This is a genomic window from Pusillimonas sp., from assembly GCF_044464525.1.
In the GTDB taxonomy this organism is placed as follows: domain Bacteria; phylum Pseudomonadota; class Gammaproteobacteria; order Burkholderiales; family Burkholderiaceae_B; genus Pusillimonas.
Map to the genome: position 1 here is coordinate 38,751 of NZ_JBIQLE010000012.1, position 13,409 is coordinate 52,159.

Below are 13,409 nucleotides of genomic sequence, written 5' to 3' on the forward strand. Positions count from 1 at the left end.
GCTTCATCTATCCTTGATTGCAGATCGGATAGTGTGGAGCCAGACAGGTTTCTGGGGAACTACTTAATCGTTAGGTGTTTATAGGGTTTGGGTATTTGGAAGAGGTTCTTGGACCGCCCCGCCCCGACTAAAGAACACAAAAGGGCACGAACTAAGGAAAAAATGCCTCTAGCTGTCGCCGCGATTCAAAGCGCCGCCGCTGCCCGCTGAAAGGATCGACAAACTCCACCGCACGCGCCAGCAATTGCAAAGGCCGGGTGTAATCATCCTCGGAATCGGCCGGCCGCCACTCAGGATAAAAAGGGTCGTTGCAGATAGGAATACCAAGGGCGCTCATGTGAGCACGTAACTGGTGCTTGCGACCCGTCGTGGGAAGCAGGCGATAGCGCGCCAAATTTCCAGCCGTCTCCAAGAGCTCAATATAGGTTTCGCTGTTTGCCTCGCCCTGAACCTCTTGCATCATGAAATGCGATTCCGCGGGCTCGAGGCGGCTCAGATAACGGCAAGGCAGCCTCAAGTCGGCTCGCCAAGGCGCCACAGCCTCATACTCCTTAAAAACCTCGCGTGTTTGAAGCAGTCGCTGGTATGCCCCGCGGCTGCTTGGGTCGACGCAGAACAACATGACACCCGCCGTATCCCGATCAAGACGATGTATAGGGGTCAATTGAGGCAAACTGAAGCGATCACGCAAACGCGTCAGTGCCGTTTCCCGCAAATGGCGGCCGCCGGGAATGCTGGCCAGGAAATGGGGTTTGTCGACGACGATGAGCCGCTCATCGCGATGCAGTACCCCAAGTTCGAAAGGCACAACCGGTTCATCAGGCACCACTCGGTAGTACCAAAGCCATTGATTGGCCACGTATGGCGACTCTACCCGCTGAGCGATGCCGGCGTCATCCACAATATCCCCATCTTCCAGTCTTTGCCGCAATACTTCGGCAGGCACGAAGCGAAAGCGCTCAAGAAGAAAGTCGAATACTGTGGACCAAGTCCCCGCGGGCAAATATACCCGGCTGGGCGCAATGCCGTCGCGCACCGGAAGCGGCGCTGCCTGCATCAAGCGGGCATTGCGCAGGGACTTCATGAACGTTGGGTGGCGTCCTTGTGCGCCGACTCCGCGTCGAGACCCGGGTCGGGATCTGGCTCGAGGTCTGGGTCAGGATGTTCGATGGCCGGATCCAAAGTAGATGTGTCTCGCTGCTGCGGCTTGCCTTCCTTAGCAAGTTTGTCGGCCTCATCGTCATGCTCAATTAGCGGCGCCGAAACAACCAGCTCAAGTCTCTCTGTTTGAAAATCGGTATGCACAGGCTCAATATTGGGCATGGTCTTGTTGGCTTTGGCCGACAGCTCGCTGAATCGGGAGGCTTTGCCGTACAAACCCTGGCGACCGGCCAGCGAGGTGACCGTGCGGTTGTAGTGATTGCTGACCGTCCCCAGCGTGTCGCCCAGCTTCTTCAGGTTCTCGGCCACCACCACGACCTGGTTGTAGATTTCGCCTGCACGGGCACTAAGCTCGTGCGCCTCTTGGTTGCTGCGGGCAATGCGCCACAGATTAGCCACCGTGCGCAAGATGGGCATCAATGTAGTGTGCGAAACCATCACCACGTTGCGCTGGTAGCCGTAATCGAACAGGTCACGATTGTGCTTGAGCGCTTCTATATAGGCCGGCTCGATCGGCATGAACATCAGTACGAAGCTGGGGCTGCGCATGCCTATCAGGTTGCTGTAGTCTTTACGGGAAAGGTCGTCGATATGGTTGCGCACGGCCTTGACATGGGCCTCAAGCGCCACTTGCAGCTCTACCTCGGTCTCCGCGTTGATGGCACGGTCATAATCCACCAAAGACACTTTGCTGTCGATGACCATATGCTTGTCGTCAGGCAGCTTGACGACGAAATCGGGGTGGCGCGCGTTGCCGGCCTCATCCTTGAAGCGCACTTGGGCTTCGTAGTGGTCGCCGGGAACCAGTCCGGCCAGTTGCAGCGTGCGTTCGAGCTGCACCTCGCCCCAGTTGCCGGCGGTCTTTTTCTCGCCACGCAGGGCGGTCGCCAAAGTATTGGCCTCGGCGCTCATTTTCATGCCGACTTCCAGCACCTGCTTTATCTCGGTGCCAAGCGCGGCATTGCCCTTTACCGACTCATCGTGCACCTGGTTGATACGCTGCTGGAAGCCTTGAATCTGCTCACGAAATGGTTTTAGCAAAGCATCCAGAGAAGACTGGCTGGTCTGCGCGAAGGTTTTGCCCTTTTCTTCAAGAATTTGGTTGGCGAGATTCTGAAATTCGGTCTTCAACTGCTGCCGGGATTGCTCGAGCGACTGCTTGAGCTCTCCGTATCCGGCCAGCTTTTCGGCGTGCGTGGCATTGAGGCTGGCAAGCTCGTTCTGGACGCGGGCGAGCCGATCTGCCGTAGCCTGCAGGGATTCTTCCTTGGATGTAAGGGCCTCGCGCGACTCGACCAGCCGCTCACGCAAGCCCGCCGCTTCAGCTTTCCAGTGCGAAAGGTCGCGGTCAAGTGCGTTTTTTTCTTGCGCCAGCGACTCCAGGCGCTGTCCTGCCTGGCCAAGCTCATTGCGAATGCGTTCGGTGTCTTGTTGGTGTTGCGCAATAGCGGCTTCGGCCACCGCAAGACGCGAGCGCTGCGCCGCTGCGGCCTTGCGCACATACAGAAAACAAGCCGCTGCGCCGGTTAAAAGACCGGCTAAAACGAGCAGCGCACCCACGATAAAAGACGATATCTGTATCACGAACGTTATTCCAACTACTTCTTTCTAACGCCAAAGCAGTTCTCGAGCGCAGGAAAAGTGCCCGAACGCACTTCATCGGCATACTGGCCCACCGCCTGGCTGATGAGCGCGCCGACATCGGCGAACTGTCTGGCGAACTTGGGAATGCGGCCGCCGGTCAGCCCCAGAATGTCTTCGGTGACCAGGATTTGGCCATCGCAGTCGGGCGAAGCGCCGATGCCTATGGTTGGAATGGAAACATCCTGGGTAATGCGCCGAGCCAGCCCTTCGGCCACGCCCTCCAGCACCAAGCCGAAGGCCCCGGCTTTTTCATGGGCCACGGCATCGTCGTAGATGCGCTCGGCAGATTCGTCTGTGAGGCCTTGCGCCTTGAACCCGCCCATGGTGTTAACGTATTGAGGCATGAGGCCCACGTGCGCCAGCACCGGAATACCTCGCTCGACCAGGAATTGGGTGGTGGGGGCCAGCGCGGCACCGCCTTCCATCTTGACGCCGTCCACCCCCGACAACGCCAGCATTCGAGCCGCGCTTTGAAATGCTTGCTGCGGAGACTCTTGATAAGTGCCGAAGGGCATGTCCACAATAATGCATGCCCGCTGTGTCGAACGCACCACGGCTGCCGCGTGCGCCGCCATCTGCTCAAGAGTAATGGCCAACGTGCTGGGCATGTCGTAACCCACCATGGCGGTAGAGTCGCCGATGAGGATCATGTCGAGATGCTCGTCGAGCAAGCGGGCAAAAGGCGCGCTGTAGGCGGTAAGCGAAGCAATTTTTTGCTCGCCCTTGTAGGCCATGAGTTGCGGCACGCTAATGCGCTTGACTTCGGTGTGGATGCTCACATCCTGCTCCTTGAAATTAACGGCAAGCCGCAGCCTGGCTCTGAAAGCCGGCACCCGTACGGCGTGCTTTTTAACATACGTATAATCGGTTCCATCGAACCTGCGCCGACCATTGAGCGCAAGGTCCAGCATAACCCGTTCACGCATCACGGAGAGCAATATGACCAATATTCTAAACACCATCAAATTGCACGATGGAAATGCGATACCGCGATTAGGTTTCGGTGTCTGGCAGGTAGAGGACGACATCGCGGCCGACACCGTGAAGACCGCCATAGATACCGGCTATCGGCTGGTCGACACGGCCGCCATCTACGGCAACGAGTCAGGGGTTGGCGAAGGCATCCGCCGCAGCGCCATCGACCGCCGCGAGCTTTTCGTCACCACCAAGCTATGGAACGACCGGCACGGCTACGACGAAACCCTGGCCGCTTTCGACGAAAGCATGGAAAAACTTGGGCTTGAGTATCTGGACATGTATTTGATCCATTGGCCCGCCCCCAAAATCGGCCTGTACGTCAAATCGTGGGAAGCACTGATCCGCTTGCGCGACGAAGGCCGTATCAAGTCGCTGGGGGTGTCGAACTTCAATATCGGGCATCTGCAGCGCCTGCTCGATGAAACCGGCGTATTGCCGGTGGTCAACCAGATTGAGCTCAACCCTCGTTTTCAACAGCCCGAGCTGCGTGAATATCATGCCGAACACGATATCGTGACCCAATCATGGAGCCCTCTTGGGCACGGCCTGCTTTGGGAGAACCCCACGCTGAAGGCTATTGCCGCCAAGCATGGGCGTTCGCTGGCCCAAGTGGTGCTGCGCTGGCACACTCAACTGGGCAATGCCGTCATTCCAAAATCCGTCACGCCCGCGCGCATTCGAGAGAACTTCAATATTTTCGACTTTACGCTCGACGCCGAAGACATGGCGGCAATCGCCCCGCTGCACGATACAGACGCCCGTCATGGCCCTGACCCCGAGCGCTTCCGGCTGCCCAAGACCAGTTGATTCTTTGCCTTCCAACATACGGGCGCTTGAGGATCGCGGCTTGAATCGACTGCTACGCGGCAACTAGGCTCTAAGTTGCCGGCGCCCACGTACCACTCTAATTATCAACACGGCCGTAAATGCCGGAGCCAGAGCCACGGCAAGCAAGAGGGCCAAGGCCGCCTGGGCCGTACCTTGCAGCCCGCCGGGGTCTGTAAACCCCGCTGCGTTGATGATCGCCCCGGCCACGGCGGCGCCTAAAGCCATCGCATACAACTGCACCGTGATAATGGCCGACGAAGCCATGTTTTCTTGACCTGCGGGCGCCACCTTGAACACATATGTCAGCAAGTGCGGCCAGCACATGCCAATGCCCAAGCCCACGCCCAACAACGGCACGGTCAGCAGCCAGCGCAAGGTTTCGTCCCATAGCACTTCCCAGGGCAGCATCAGCCCCAAGCCGGCCAGCGACACTGCGGTTACGATCGGGCCCAGGCGTGTGTAAATGTCGGCGGTGTTGGCCGAACGGCTGGTGCTCATTACCGCGCCCAGGGTCCAGCCGGCAGACATGAGCGCGCTTAAATAGCCTGCCATCAACGGCGTGTGCCCATGCAAGACCTGCAAGAAATAAGGCACAAACATTTCTACCGTGATGGCTATGCCGATAAGGGCCACGCAAGCATAGACGCCGCCCAGCCGGTTGAGGTCATACGCGCCATCTGGCAGCAGCCGTGTCGCGCCGGCCGCATCAAGGCGCGGTACTCCGATTCCCACAAGCAAGGCCACCACAATACCAAGCACATTCCAGCCCAAGTTCGCCGAGAGACTTGCCACGGAAACAACCAATACAGATACGATCAGCAGCGCGATCTGGGCCATGGGAATGCGTCCCGCCGGCTTGGCGTCCGGAGCCTTGGCCCTGATCTGAGTCTGCACGAGGATGGCAAGAAACAACGCCACCGGCAGCACCGCGCCAAAAGCCCAGCGCCAAAGGCCGGCCTCGGCAAAAATACCGCCTATCGCCGGCCCTGCAAGGGTAGCCACGCCCCACATGCTCGACAGCAGCGCCATGGCCTTGGGCCACAGGCGCTCTTCAAACACGATGCGGGTAGAGGAATAACTAAGGCCCAGCAACATGCCGCCGCCTAAACCCTGCAGGGTTCGGCCCGCCAACATCCAGCCCATTGAAGGGGCCAGGGCGCAGGCGGCGGTGCCCGCCGAGAACACGGCAATGGCCGCCAGAAACGCGTGCCGCGGACCCAGCTTGTCGAGAGCGGTGGGCGATAGGGCGGAGCCAAGAATGGACGCCAGCACGAACAGCGTCATGTTCCAAGCGTAAAAGGGCAAGCCACCGATGTCGCGCACCACCGACGGTAGAATAGTGGCCACCATGTAGACGTTGACGGCATGCAAGGCAATGCCGCCCGCCAGGGCGAGAGAACGCAGGCCATTGCGGCCGCTAAGAAGCTCGGACCAAGACGCCGTGTTACCAGTTTGAGGCATGACTAAACCCTTCAACTTACCGCATCAGGGACGGTAAACTGCAAGCACTGTAGCACAGCGCCCACCCGCGGCTTGATTACTGCGCGACCGCCTCGCCCGCCTCGAGCATGCCAAGCTTATCTTTTATTTGCGCCCACTTTTCATGATCGGGCATCGGATCTTTAGCTGACGAAATGCGACGATAACGAGGGTCGCCGGAAAGCCGGCGATTGATTTCCATGAAGTGCCGCTGATCGTCAGGAATTTCATGGTCGCTGACGATGGCGCCCACCGGACACTCTGCCACGCAGATGGAGCAATCAATGCATTCGTCGGGGTGGATGGCAAGGAAATTGGGGCCTTCGAAGAAGCAATCCATGGGGCAAACACTGACGCAGTCGGTGTATTTGCACTGGATGCACGCTTCAGTCACTACAAAAGTCATGGGTAAACCTAAGATGGAACCCATCATTCTAGCGTATGGAGGATGGCGGCTTCGTGACGTGACCGCCGCCTCGTGAAGCCGCGCTCAGCACAGACAGCGTCCAAGTTCGGGACGAGTTCGGCACTTAAGTCGATGAGTTGGAGCCGGGTCTGGGACGCTCCTCTTTCTGAATCTCCACCTCGATTGAACCCTTGGAGTGTGTTTCTTCCGATGACTGTCCCGAGCCGCTCTGCCTACGTTTGGTATGGGTGCTTATCTGGGCTTCGATCGACGCAAGGTCGCAGCCCCCCTCGCGACCGATTTTCTCCAGGTCGCGCCGCAATTGTTCGATCTCTGCATTGCTTAACTGATCGAGGTTGATCATGCCGGTACGGGCTCCTTTGACCACCCGAAGCAGTTCGTCCAGCTTGAGATGCACGGCGATGGCATCGCGATTCTGGGTATTCTGAATAAGAAACACCATCAAAAAAGTGATTATGGTGGTGCCGGTGTTGATGATCAGTTGCCAGGTATCCGAGAATCCGAATATCGGCCCGGACACGGCCCAGGTAAGGACCAGCCCGATCGCGATGACGAATGACCACGATGTTCCGGCCCCATGAGCAATGCGCTCAGACAAAAAACGAAATTTTTCTTCCATGACGGACTCCGTAGAAGTACGACAGCAACACTGAAACCCGGCGGACATGCCGCGCAGCCAAGTGATGCCCGGACGCCCACAGCAAGCTTCATGCCTTGCCTTTTATTTATAGGCATCAGCTCTTCCGTCTATGTCACAATAATGCGGTCGAATTGCTTATCTCCCGCCATCCAGGACATCGCCTACAACAGGAGCACAAATGATCACCGGACCACAATGCGGCGCTGCCCGCATCCTTGTTGAAATCACGGTCGGCAGGCTTGCATCCCGCTCAGGCGGCGCCGGCGTGCGCCTGAAGTTCACCCGATCAGACTCCAAACAGATCTCGCGCATGGAGAACGAAGGAGGCATGCCCGCCAGCAATGTGGTCCCATAGAGCTCACCAGTAGAAATATTTAGTAAATACTGGTAAATTTTGAACCCGTCGGCCTATGCATCCGTGGCCGCGCCCCAGCAGAGACGCTTCTTCCTAGGTCGAATCTGAATTCGTCTTTGATAAAAGGAATCATCATGAAGCACACACTCGTCCTGGCCGCGGTGTTAAGCCTGGGGCTTGCGGGATGCGCCACAGCTCCCTCCGATACCCAGGTGGCAGGCGCGCAAAGCTGCCAACAGGCCAGCCAACAAGATATCGCCGCCCTCTTTGATCGCTGGAACGCTTCCCTGCAAACCGGCGATCCGAAGAAAGTCGTTTCCAACTACGCCAAGCGCTCCATCCTGCTTCCGACCATGTCGAATCGAGCCAGGCAAACAGCGGCGGAACAAGAAGATTATTTCCAACACTTCCTGGCCGACAGGCCTAGCGGAACAATAAACGCAAGAATGATAACCATCGGCTGCAACTCGGCGGTAGATGCCGGCCTTTATACTTTTACTTTCGGCGCTACAGGCAACAAGGTGGCAGCCCGCTATACCTACACATACGAATGGACTGACGGGCAGTGGCTGATTACCAGCCATCACTCATCAGCGATGCCGGAAAAATAGCGTGCCCCGGGCTGTCGATAGTCCTTAAGCAGGCCTTAGCTGCGCATCTTGCCGGCTATTGCGGCAGCAAACGCCAAGACCATGCCGGTGTATGCCATGGCAACGAAACCGCCGGCGGAATAGATCAGTCCGAAGCCGCTGGCTCCCGCGAACACGGCAAGGTTGGTAACCGTGGTCTGCAAGCCCATAATGGTGCCGCGTTTGGCGGGATCGACGGCGGTCAGCCTGACGATAAGCAAATTGACGCTATAAAAATTGCCAAAGCCCAGCGCAACCAGCAGGCACAATATCGCGACCATGCCATCGCCCAGCAGCCCGAACAGCAGATAGACCACTGTCACGAAGAACAGGGCAGCCGGCAGCACCCTGTCCACGCCGGCGCGATTCACCAAGCCGCCCGCCAGAATTCCGCCGCCGAAACCGACGCTATATGCCAGTGTAATGAGCCCGTTCGCCCGGATAGGCAGACCCAGGCTGCTATGAAAATAATCGCCCAGGTAGGCATACAGGCCGTAGAACGCCGTCATGAGCGCACCGTTGGCAAACAGAAGCAGCTTGATGCCAGGCAAGGACAGCGCTGAAAGCGGTGAGGGCGTCTCGCCCGTCGAAACCGTGTCGCGCAGATTCAGCCGCGATAGCAATAGCAGCATCGCCCCAGCCAGCAATGCGACAAGGCCGTATACAAAGCGCCAGTGCGTAAGGTCGGCAACAATGGCCGAAAGCGACACGCCTGCCACCATGCTGAACATCCACCCCGACATGACAAGCCCGATAGTCTTGCTTTCGCGTCCACGCGGCGCCAGCCCTGCCGCACCCGCGTATATGGCCGGAAACGCCACGCCCGATGCCAGGCCCGCCACGAACTGAGCCACGATCAACATGGCCACCCACAACGACAATGCACTGGCAAGCAAAGCGAGCGGCAGCACCAGCATGGACAGACGCAACATGCGATAGGCGCCAAGCCGGTCTATCCGGGGGGCCAGGAACACGGAGCTGAGTGCAGCGCCGCAACCGAAAGCGGCCGTGGCCAGCATGGTCGTGGCCACATCGACGCCGAAAGTGCGCGCCACCTCGGGCGCTATGGGGCCCAGACCCAAGGAATTGGCTCCGATTACTCCTACGCAGCCTGTGAGCACATAAACGGATCTGGGAATACGATGGGCGGAAGTGCTCGTCTTGGACGACTTGGGATGCTGCGTCATGGTCTCTTCATTGCGGGGCGAAACGGCTCGTATACGTTAATTCCGGCCCGGCTCATACACCGTGATTCGCCCCCGCCCGCTTGATTTGGTCTGGTAAAGCGCCCGATCGGAAGCCTCGAGCAACTCGAGCGGATCGTGAAAGATCGGGTTTTCGGGCGCGAGCATGGCGACGCCGGCCGAAAACGTTACGTGCGTGTCCTTGCCGTCATAAGTAAGGCAGGGGGTTCCGCGTACCACGGCCAACATGCGTTGGAGCGCCTCTTGGGCCTCTTCAAGACGGGTGTCGGAAAACAACGCCACGAACTCTTCGCCGCCATAGCGGGCCAAGGTATCTCCGAGCCGAACCACGGACAGCATCCGGTGGGAAATGTTGATAAGCACCTGATCGCCGACGGCGTGGCCATAGGTGTCGTTGAACGTCTTGAAGCGGTCGACATCAATGTAGGCCACGCACAAGGGCAGTTGCTCTCGCATCGCGCGGTCAAATTCGAGCCTGAGCTGGCGCTCGAGATAGACTCGATTGTAAAGGCCGGTTAGCGGGTCGCGCTGGGCATGCGACTCGAGCATGGCGATACGCCGCTCGAGCGTCTGAATCTGCGTACTCGCCTGGACGGACTCTTCGGACAGGCGCAAGTTGCGCATGATCAGCAGCTCTCGGGCGCTTTCCTGGATGCTTTCCAAGTGGGCGGGATCAATGAGATCGAACTCGAACAGCGCCTCCATTTCGGGCATTTGGTCGCTCATGGCGGTAATGATTTTCTGATAGCGCTCAGGGCTGATGGCCAGGTACCACTTCACTGATCGATATGCGTTGCTGAACGCTTCGGTTGACGCGCCTTGCACCCAAGCGTCTGCGATGCTGGCAGCCGCCGCCACGCAAGCCGAAAGGTGCCCGATGTCGGCGGCCCCCGGAGACATGGCCGGCCTGACCTCATGGCTGCGGCGCACACTTTCGTAGATGCGCTCAGGCAGCCGCCATTGCTTGAGCAACTGGGCCCCTATGTCGGCATGGTTTAAACCGTAAACCGCCTTTTCCTGCTTGAGCAGGCTGGAATGGTCAGCGCTGTCTTTATAGATATTGACATAGGCGCTGCCAAACATGGCTGACATGGCAAGCACGCCGATATCCTGCAGCAACCCCGATAAAAGAAAATCTTCGGGCTGCGCCTCTTTCAATTCGACGGCGATTGTTCGTGCCGCCAAGGCGGTAAGAAGTGAACGCGTCCAGTAGGCCGTCTCGCCCAGCGCCCCATCACCATCAGACAGACCACGCAGGGAAAAGCTTAGCGATAACGAAATAGTGGCATTAAGGCCCATTAACCCAATAGCATCGGATAGGCCCGTTACTTTGCGCCACTGGCCGTAAAAAGGCGAGTTCGCCGTACGCAATAGCTTTCCGACCAAGGCCGGATCATAAGTGACCAGTTCGGCAAAATCGTCAAGCGTGGAGGTAGCTCGCTCGGCCAGGTCGATGAGACGAATTGCTACAGTTGGTAACGTTGGCAAAGTTTTGCAATGTTTTAATTGCGCAATATGCTGCATTGCGTTCGGCTGCTGGATGCTCGCCATAGCTCAATCCTCTCGTGCCTTGTTGCCCCCGAGCGCACCCATCACGCTGGTTGCCAATGTGCAGGGTCTTTCTGCAAGATAATACCGGAATGGCACGTAAAGAGCGACGAGCTAGCGCTTTACACGAAGCGCGACGAAATCGGCAAAAGCATTTATCCAGTTTTGAAGGAACTCCCGACTGGCAGCGCCTATGTCACCGTTAGCTTCGAAAAGACCGTCCGTTACATGGATGAATGCCTCAGGTTGCGCAAGAGTCGGCATATCCAGATATGCCAGGATATTGCGCAGGTGTTGCTGGGACATTGCCGTGCCTATGCTTCCGATGGAAGCCCCAATGACGCCGGCCGGCTTTCCGGCCCAGGCGCTTTGGCCATAAGGCCGGGAAGCGTGGTCGATGGCATTTTTCAGCACGCCCGGCACCGAACGATTGTACTCCGGCGTAACAAACAGGACGGCATCTGAGGCTGCGACTTCGCTTTTCAGCCTCTTTACGGATTCGGCCTGATTGGCGTCGTCGTCCTGGTCGTATGGCGGAAGATCGTCGATTCGGAGTTTAGTGAACGTCAGGTTGGACGGAGCCAGCCGCATCAGCCCCTCAGCCAGGCGGGAATTGAACGATTCTTTACGCAGACTGCCGACAACGACAGCGATCTTGAATTGGCTCATTGATTACCTCGTAAGTAGCGCTTGCAGGGACGTTTTGCGCGCCGGGGGCGAAGTTCTGGACCAGATGGCCCATAATGCTGGTCACGTGGCCGCACCATCACCGAGCATACCCCCAGCGCGCGCGACAAGAGTCGATTTACCAGCAATCAGAGTGCCGACAAAACGGCCGGCGCTCCCGGACCCGCTTGTAGAAAGCCCTTGTATGAAGCTATATGATGTACGTCCAAAAGAATCAACAAATGCTAGACGATAAAAACTCAGTCATGCTCCAGCTCCAGGAAAGCCATTGATGAACCAAGCTGCCGCACCGACACCCGCCCGTAGAAAACGCAAGCCCAGCTTCACGCCGGATCCGGCGCGTTGGCGGGTTCTAGTCGTTATTCTGGCGTCGCTTTTCATGTCGCTTGTGGGCGTCAGCATTGTCAACGTAGCCATCCCTGCCATACAGCATGGGCTGAACGCCACGCAAGCAGACCTGCAGTGGGTGTTGTCGGGTTACGCCCTCATGTTCGGCGTTATTCTGGTCAGCGCCGGCCGCGCCGGTGACATCGTTGGCCGCGGCGGCCTCTTTCTGATCGGCACGTTGATTTTCACGCTGTCGTCGGTCGCGGCAGGGCTGGCTTCCGACCCTGGCTGGCTGAATGTCGCCCGCTTCGTTCAGGGGGTCGGCTCAGGCCTGCTTAGTCCGCAAGGAATCGGCATGATCCAGCAGTACTTCCGGGGCGCCGAGCGTGGTCGGGCCTTCGGTTACCTGGGTACGGTCGTAGGCTTTTCGGTGGCCATCGGGCCGGTACTTGGGGGCCTGCTCATTCAAATGGGGGGCCCCGACCTGGGATGGAGGCTTACCTTCCTTATCAACGTTCCCATCGGAATAGCAACCATTGTCCTGGGCGTCATGTGGTTTCCACGTCCCCTGCTCTCCTATACGAAGAACCCCGATCTTCCTGTACAACAACAGAGCCTACTGCGCGCACTGGACCCGGTCGGCGCAACCCTGCTGGGCCTGGCGGTACTGGGCGTTCTTTTCCCGTTCATGGAGGCGCGCAGCTCGCCGGCTACCTGGCTGTTCCTGCCCACGGGCCTGGCGCTGGTCTACATCTGGGTAAAGTGGGAACGCCGCTACGCCCGCATGGGCGGCAGTCCCATGGTCGATCTGGACATCTTCCACATCTCGAGCTTCACCAACGGCACGACTCTCATGACCCTGTACTTTCTGGGCATGACGAGCGTCTGGGTCTTGGTGGCGATGTACGCACAATTGGGCGTGGGCAAAACCGCATTCGAAGCCGGCCTGCTTGGCGTTCCGGCGGCGCTGCTTTCCGCCTATGCCGCCGACTGGGCGGGCAAACGCGTCATGCGCTTTGGACGACGCATCGTCATCGCCGGCATCTTGCTCGCCTTGCTCGGCCTGAGCTTGAGCATTCTGGTCGCCTTCTTGCAAGAAAAAGGCATCGCCAGCATCTGGTGGCTGGTGCTGACACTCTCCTTCATCGGTCTGGCACAGGGCTACGTCATCAGCCCAAACCAGGCGCTTACCCTAGCCGACGTTCCTCTGTCTTATGCCGGCAGCTCGGGCGCCATTCTGCAAACCGGCCAGCGCATTGGCAGCTCGATAGGCATTGCCGTGATCACCGCAGCCGCCTTCGCGGCGCATGATGCCACCTCGTCTTGGGCGGTGGCCATGATGGTGGGCTTGGGCGTGGTTGTGCTGGTGGTGCTGCTAACACTGGCGGTGGCGTTGAAGGACCTGCATGATCGGGGGTAGGACAGACCGGTATGAAAACACCGCACATAACGTCTCGCCAACGCCCATGTAGAAAGGGGGCATCGGGAACAGGCTTTCCAC

13 protein-coding genes are annotated in these 13,409 nt (G+C 58.4%); 4 read left to right on the plus strand and 9 right to left on the minus strand.

Annotated elements, in window-relative coordinates; translation table 11 throughout:
- Positions 1 to 151: 151 nt before the first annotated feature.
- The 3 genes from ACIY1O_RS08615 to panB are packed head-to-tail and all read right to left on the minus strand — an operon-like array spanning position 152 to position 3,584.
- A complete protein-coding gene (locus ACIY1O_RS08615; protein ID WP_397474682.1) occupies positions 152 to 1,084 on the minus strand; it encodes a pseudouridine synthase in 933 nt (310 codons plus the stop codon).
- On the minus strand, positions 1,081 to 2,745 hold the full coding sequence (locus ACIY1O_RS08620) for a DNA recombination protein RmuC (protein ID WP_397474683.1): 1,665 nt from the start codon (positions 2,743 to 2,745) through the stop codon (positions 1,081 to 1,083). The genes ACIY1O_RS08615 and ACIY1O_RS08620 overlap by 4 nt, the downstream gene beginning before the upstream one ends.
- A 14-nt stretch (positions 2,746 to 2,759) precedes the next feature.
- Positions 2,760 to 3,584, minus strand: a complete 825-nt coding sequence (gene panB, locus ACIY1O_RS08625; protein ID WP_397474684.1) for a 3-methyl-2-oxobutanoate hydroxymethyltransferase — start codon at positions 3,582 to 3,584, stop codon at positions 2,760 to 2,762.
- 160 nt (positions 3,585 to 3,744) lie between these two features.
- On the opposite strand from panB, the gene ACIY1O_RS08630 reads away from it, so the two are divergent.
- Positions 3,745 to 4,590, plus strand: coding sequence for an aldo/keto reductase (locus tag ACIY1O_RS08630; RefSeq protein WP_397474685.1), 846 nt, complete (start codon positions 3,745 to 3,747; stop codon positions 4,588 to 4,590).
- 63 nt (positions 4,591 to 4,653) lie between these two features.
- Here the strand turns inward: ACIY1O_RS08630 and ACIY1O_RS08635 are convergent, their stop codons facing one another.
- The 3 genes from ACIY1O_RS08635 to ACIY1O_RS08645 form a co-directional block, all read right to left on the minus strand.
- Entirely contained in the window at positions 4,654 to 6,072 is a 1,419-nt protein-coding gene (locus ACIY1O_RS08635; RefSeq protein ID WP_397474686.1) for an MFS transporter, read from the minus strand.
- A 76-nt stretch (positions 6,073 to 6,148) separates the two neighbouring features.
- Positions 6,149 to 6,496 (minus strand): ferredoxin FdxA, encoded by a 348-nt coding sequence (gene fdxA, locus ACIY1O_RS08640; protein ID WP_397474687.1) that lies wholly within the window; start codon positions 6,494 to 6,496, stop codon positions 6,149 to 6,151.
- Between the two features lie 124 nt (positions 6,497 to 6,620).
- Positions 6,621 to 7,136, minus strand: a complete 516-nt coding sequence (locus tag ACIY1O_RS08645; protein ID WP_397474688.1) for a low affinity iron permease family protein — start codon at positions 7,134 to 7,136, stop codon at positions 6,621 to 6,623.
- 199 nt (positions 7,137 to 7,335) lie between these two features.
- Between ACIY1O_RS08645 and ACIY1O_RS08650 the strand changes: the two genes are divergently transcribed.
- The gene (locus tag ACIY1O_RS08650; RefSeq protein WP_397474689.1) at positions 7,336 to 7,512 is read left to right on the plus strand and encodes a hypothetical protein; all 177 of its coding nucleotides are present in this window, start codon (positions 7,336 to 7,338) and stop codon (positions 7,510 to 7,512) included.
- Positions 7,513 to 7,646: 134 nt separating this feature from the next.
- Positions 7,647 to 8,123 (plus strand): SgcJ/EcaC family oxidoreductase, encoded by a 477-nt coding sequence (locus ACIY1O_RS08655; protein ID WP_397474690.1) that lies wholly within the window; start codon positions 7,647 to 7,649, stop codon positions 8,121 to 8,123.
- Positions 8,124 to 8,158: 35 nt separating this feature from the next.
- Here the strand turns inward: ACIY1O_RS08655 and ACIY1O_RS08660 are convergent, their stop codons facing one another.
- The 3 genes from ACIY1O_RS08660 to ACIY1O_RS08670 all read right to left on the minus strand — a co-directional run bounded on the left by ACIY1O_RS08660 (position 8,159) and on the right by ACIY1O_RS08670 (position 11,563).
- Positions 8,159 to 9,328 carry an MFS transporter gene (locus ACIY1O_RS08660; RefSeq protein ID WP_397474691.1) on the minus strand — a complete coding sequence of 390 codons (1,170 nt, stop codon included), beginning with the start codon at positions 9,326 to 9,328 and terminating at the stop codon, positions 8,159 to 8,161.
- 36 nt (positions 9,329 to 9,364) lie between these two features.
- Positions 9,365 to 10,834 (minus strand): sensor domain-containing diguanylate cyclase, encoded by a 1,470-nt coding sequence (locus ACIY1O_RS08665; RefSeq protein ID WP_397474692.1) that lies wholly within the window; start codon positions 10,832 to 10,834, stop codon positions 9,365 to 9,367.
- Positions 10,835 to 11,008: 174 nt separating this feature from the next.
- Positions 11,009 to 11,563 carry an NADPH-dependent FMN reductase gene (locus ACIY1O_RS08670; protein WP_397474693.1) on the minus strand — a complete coding sequence of 185 codons (555 nt, stop codon included), beginning with the start codon at positions 11,561 to 11,563 and terminating at the stop codon, positions 11,009 to 11,011.
- Positions 11,564 to 11,852: 289 nt separating this feature from the next.
- Between ACIY1O_RS08670 and ACIY1O_RS08675 the strand changes: the two genes are divergently transcribed.
- The gene (locus tag ACIY1O_RS08675) at positions 11,853 to 13,328 is read left to right on the plus strand and encodes an MFS transporter (RefSeq protein WP_397474694.1); all 1,476 of its coding nucleotides are present in this window, start codon (positions 11,853 to 11,855) and stop codon (positions 13,326 to 13,328) included.
- Positions 13,329 to 13,409: the final 81 nt, after the last annotated feature.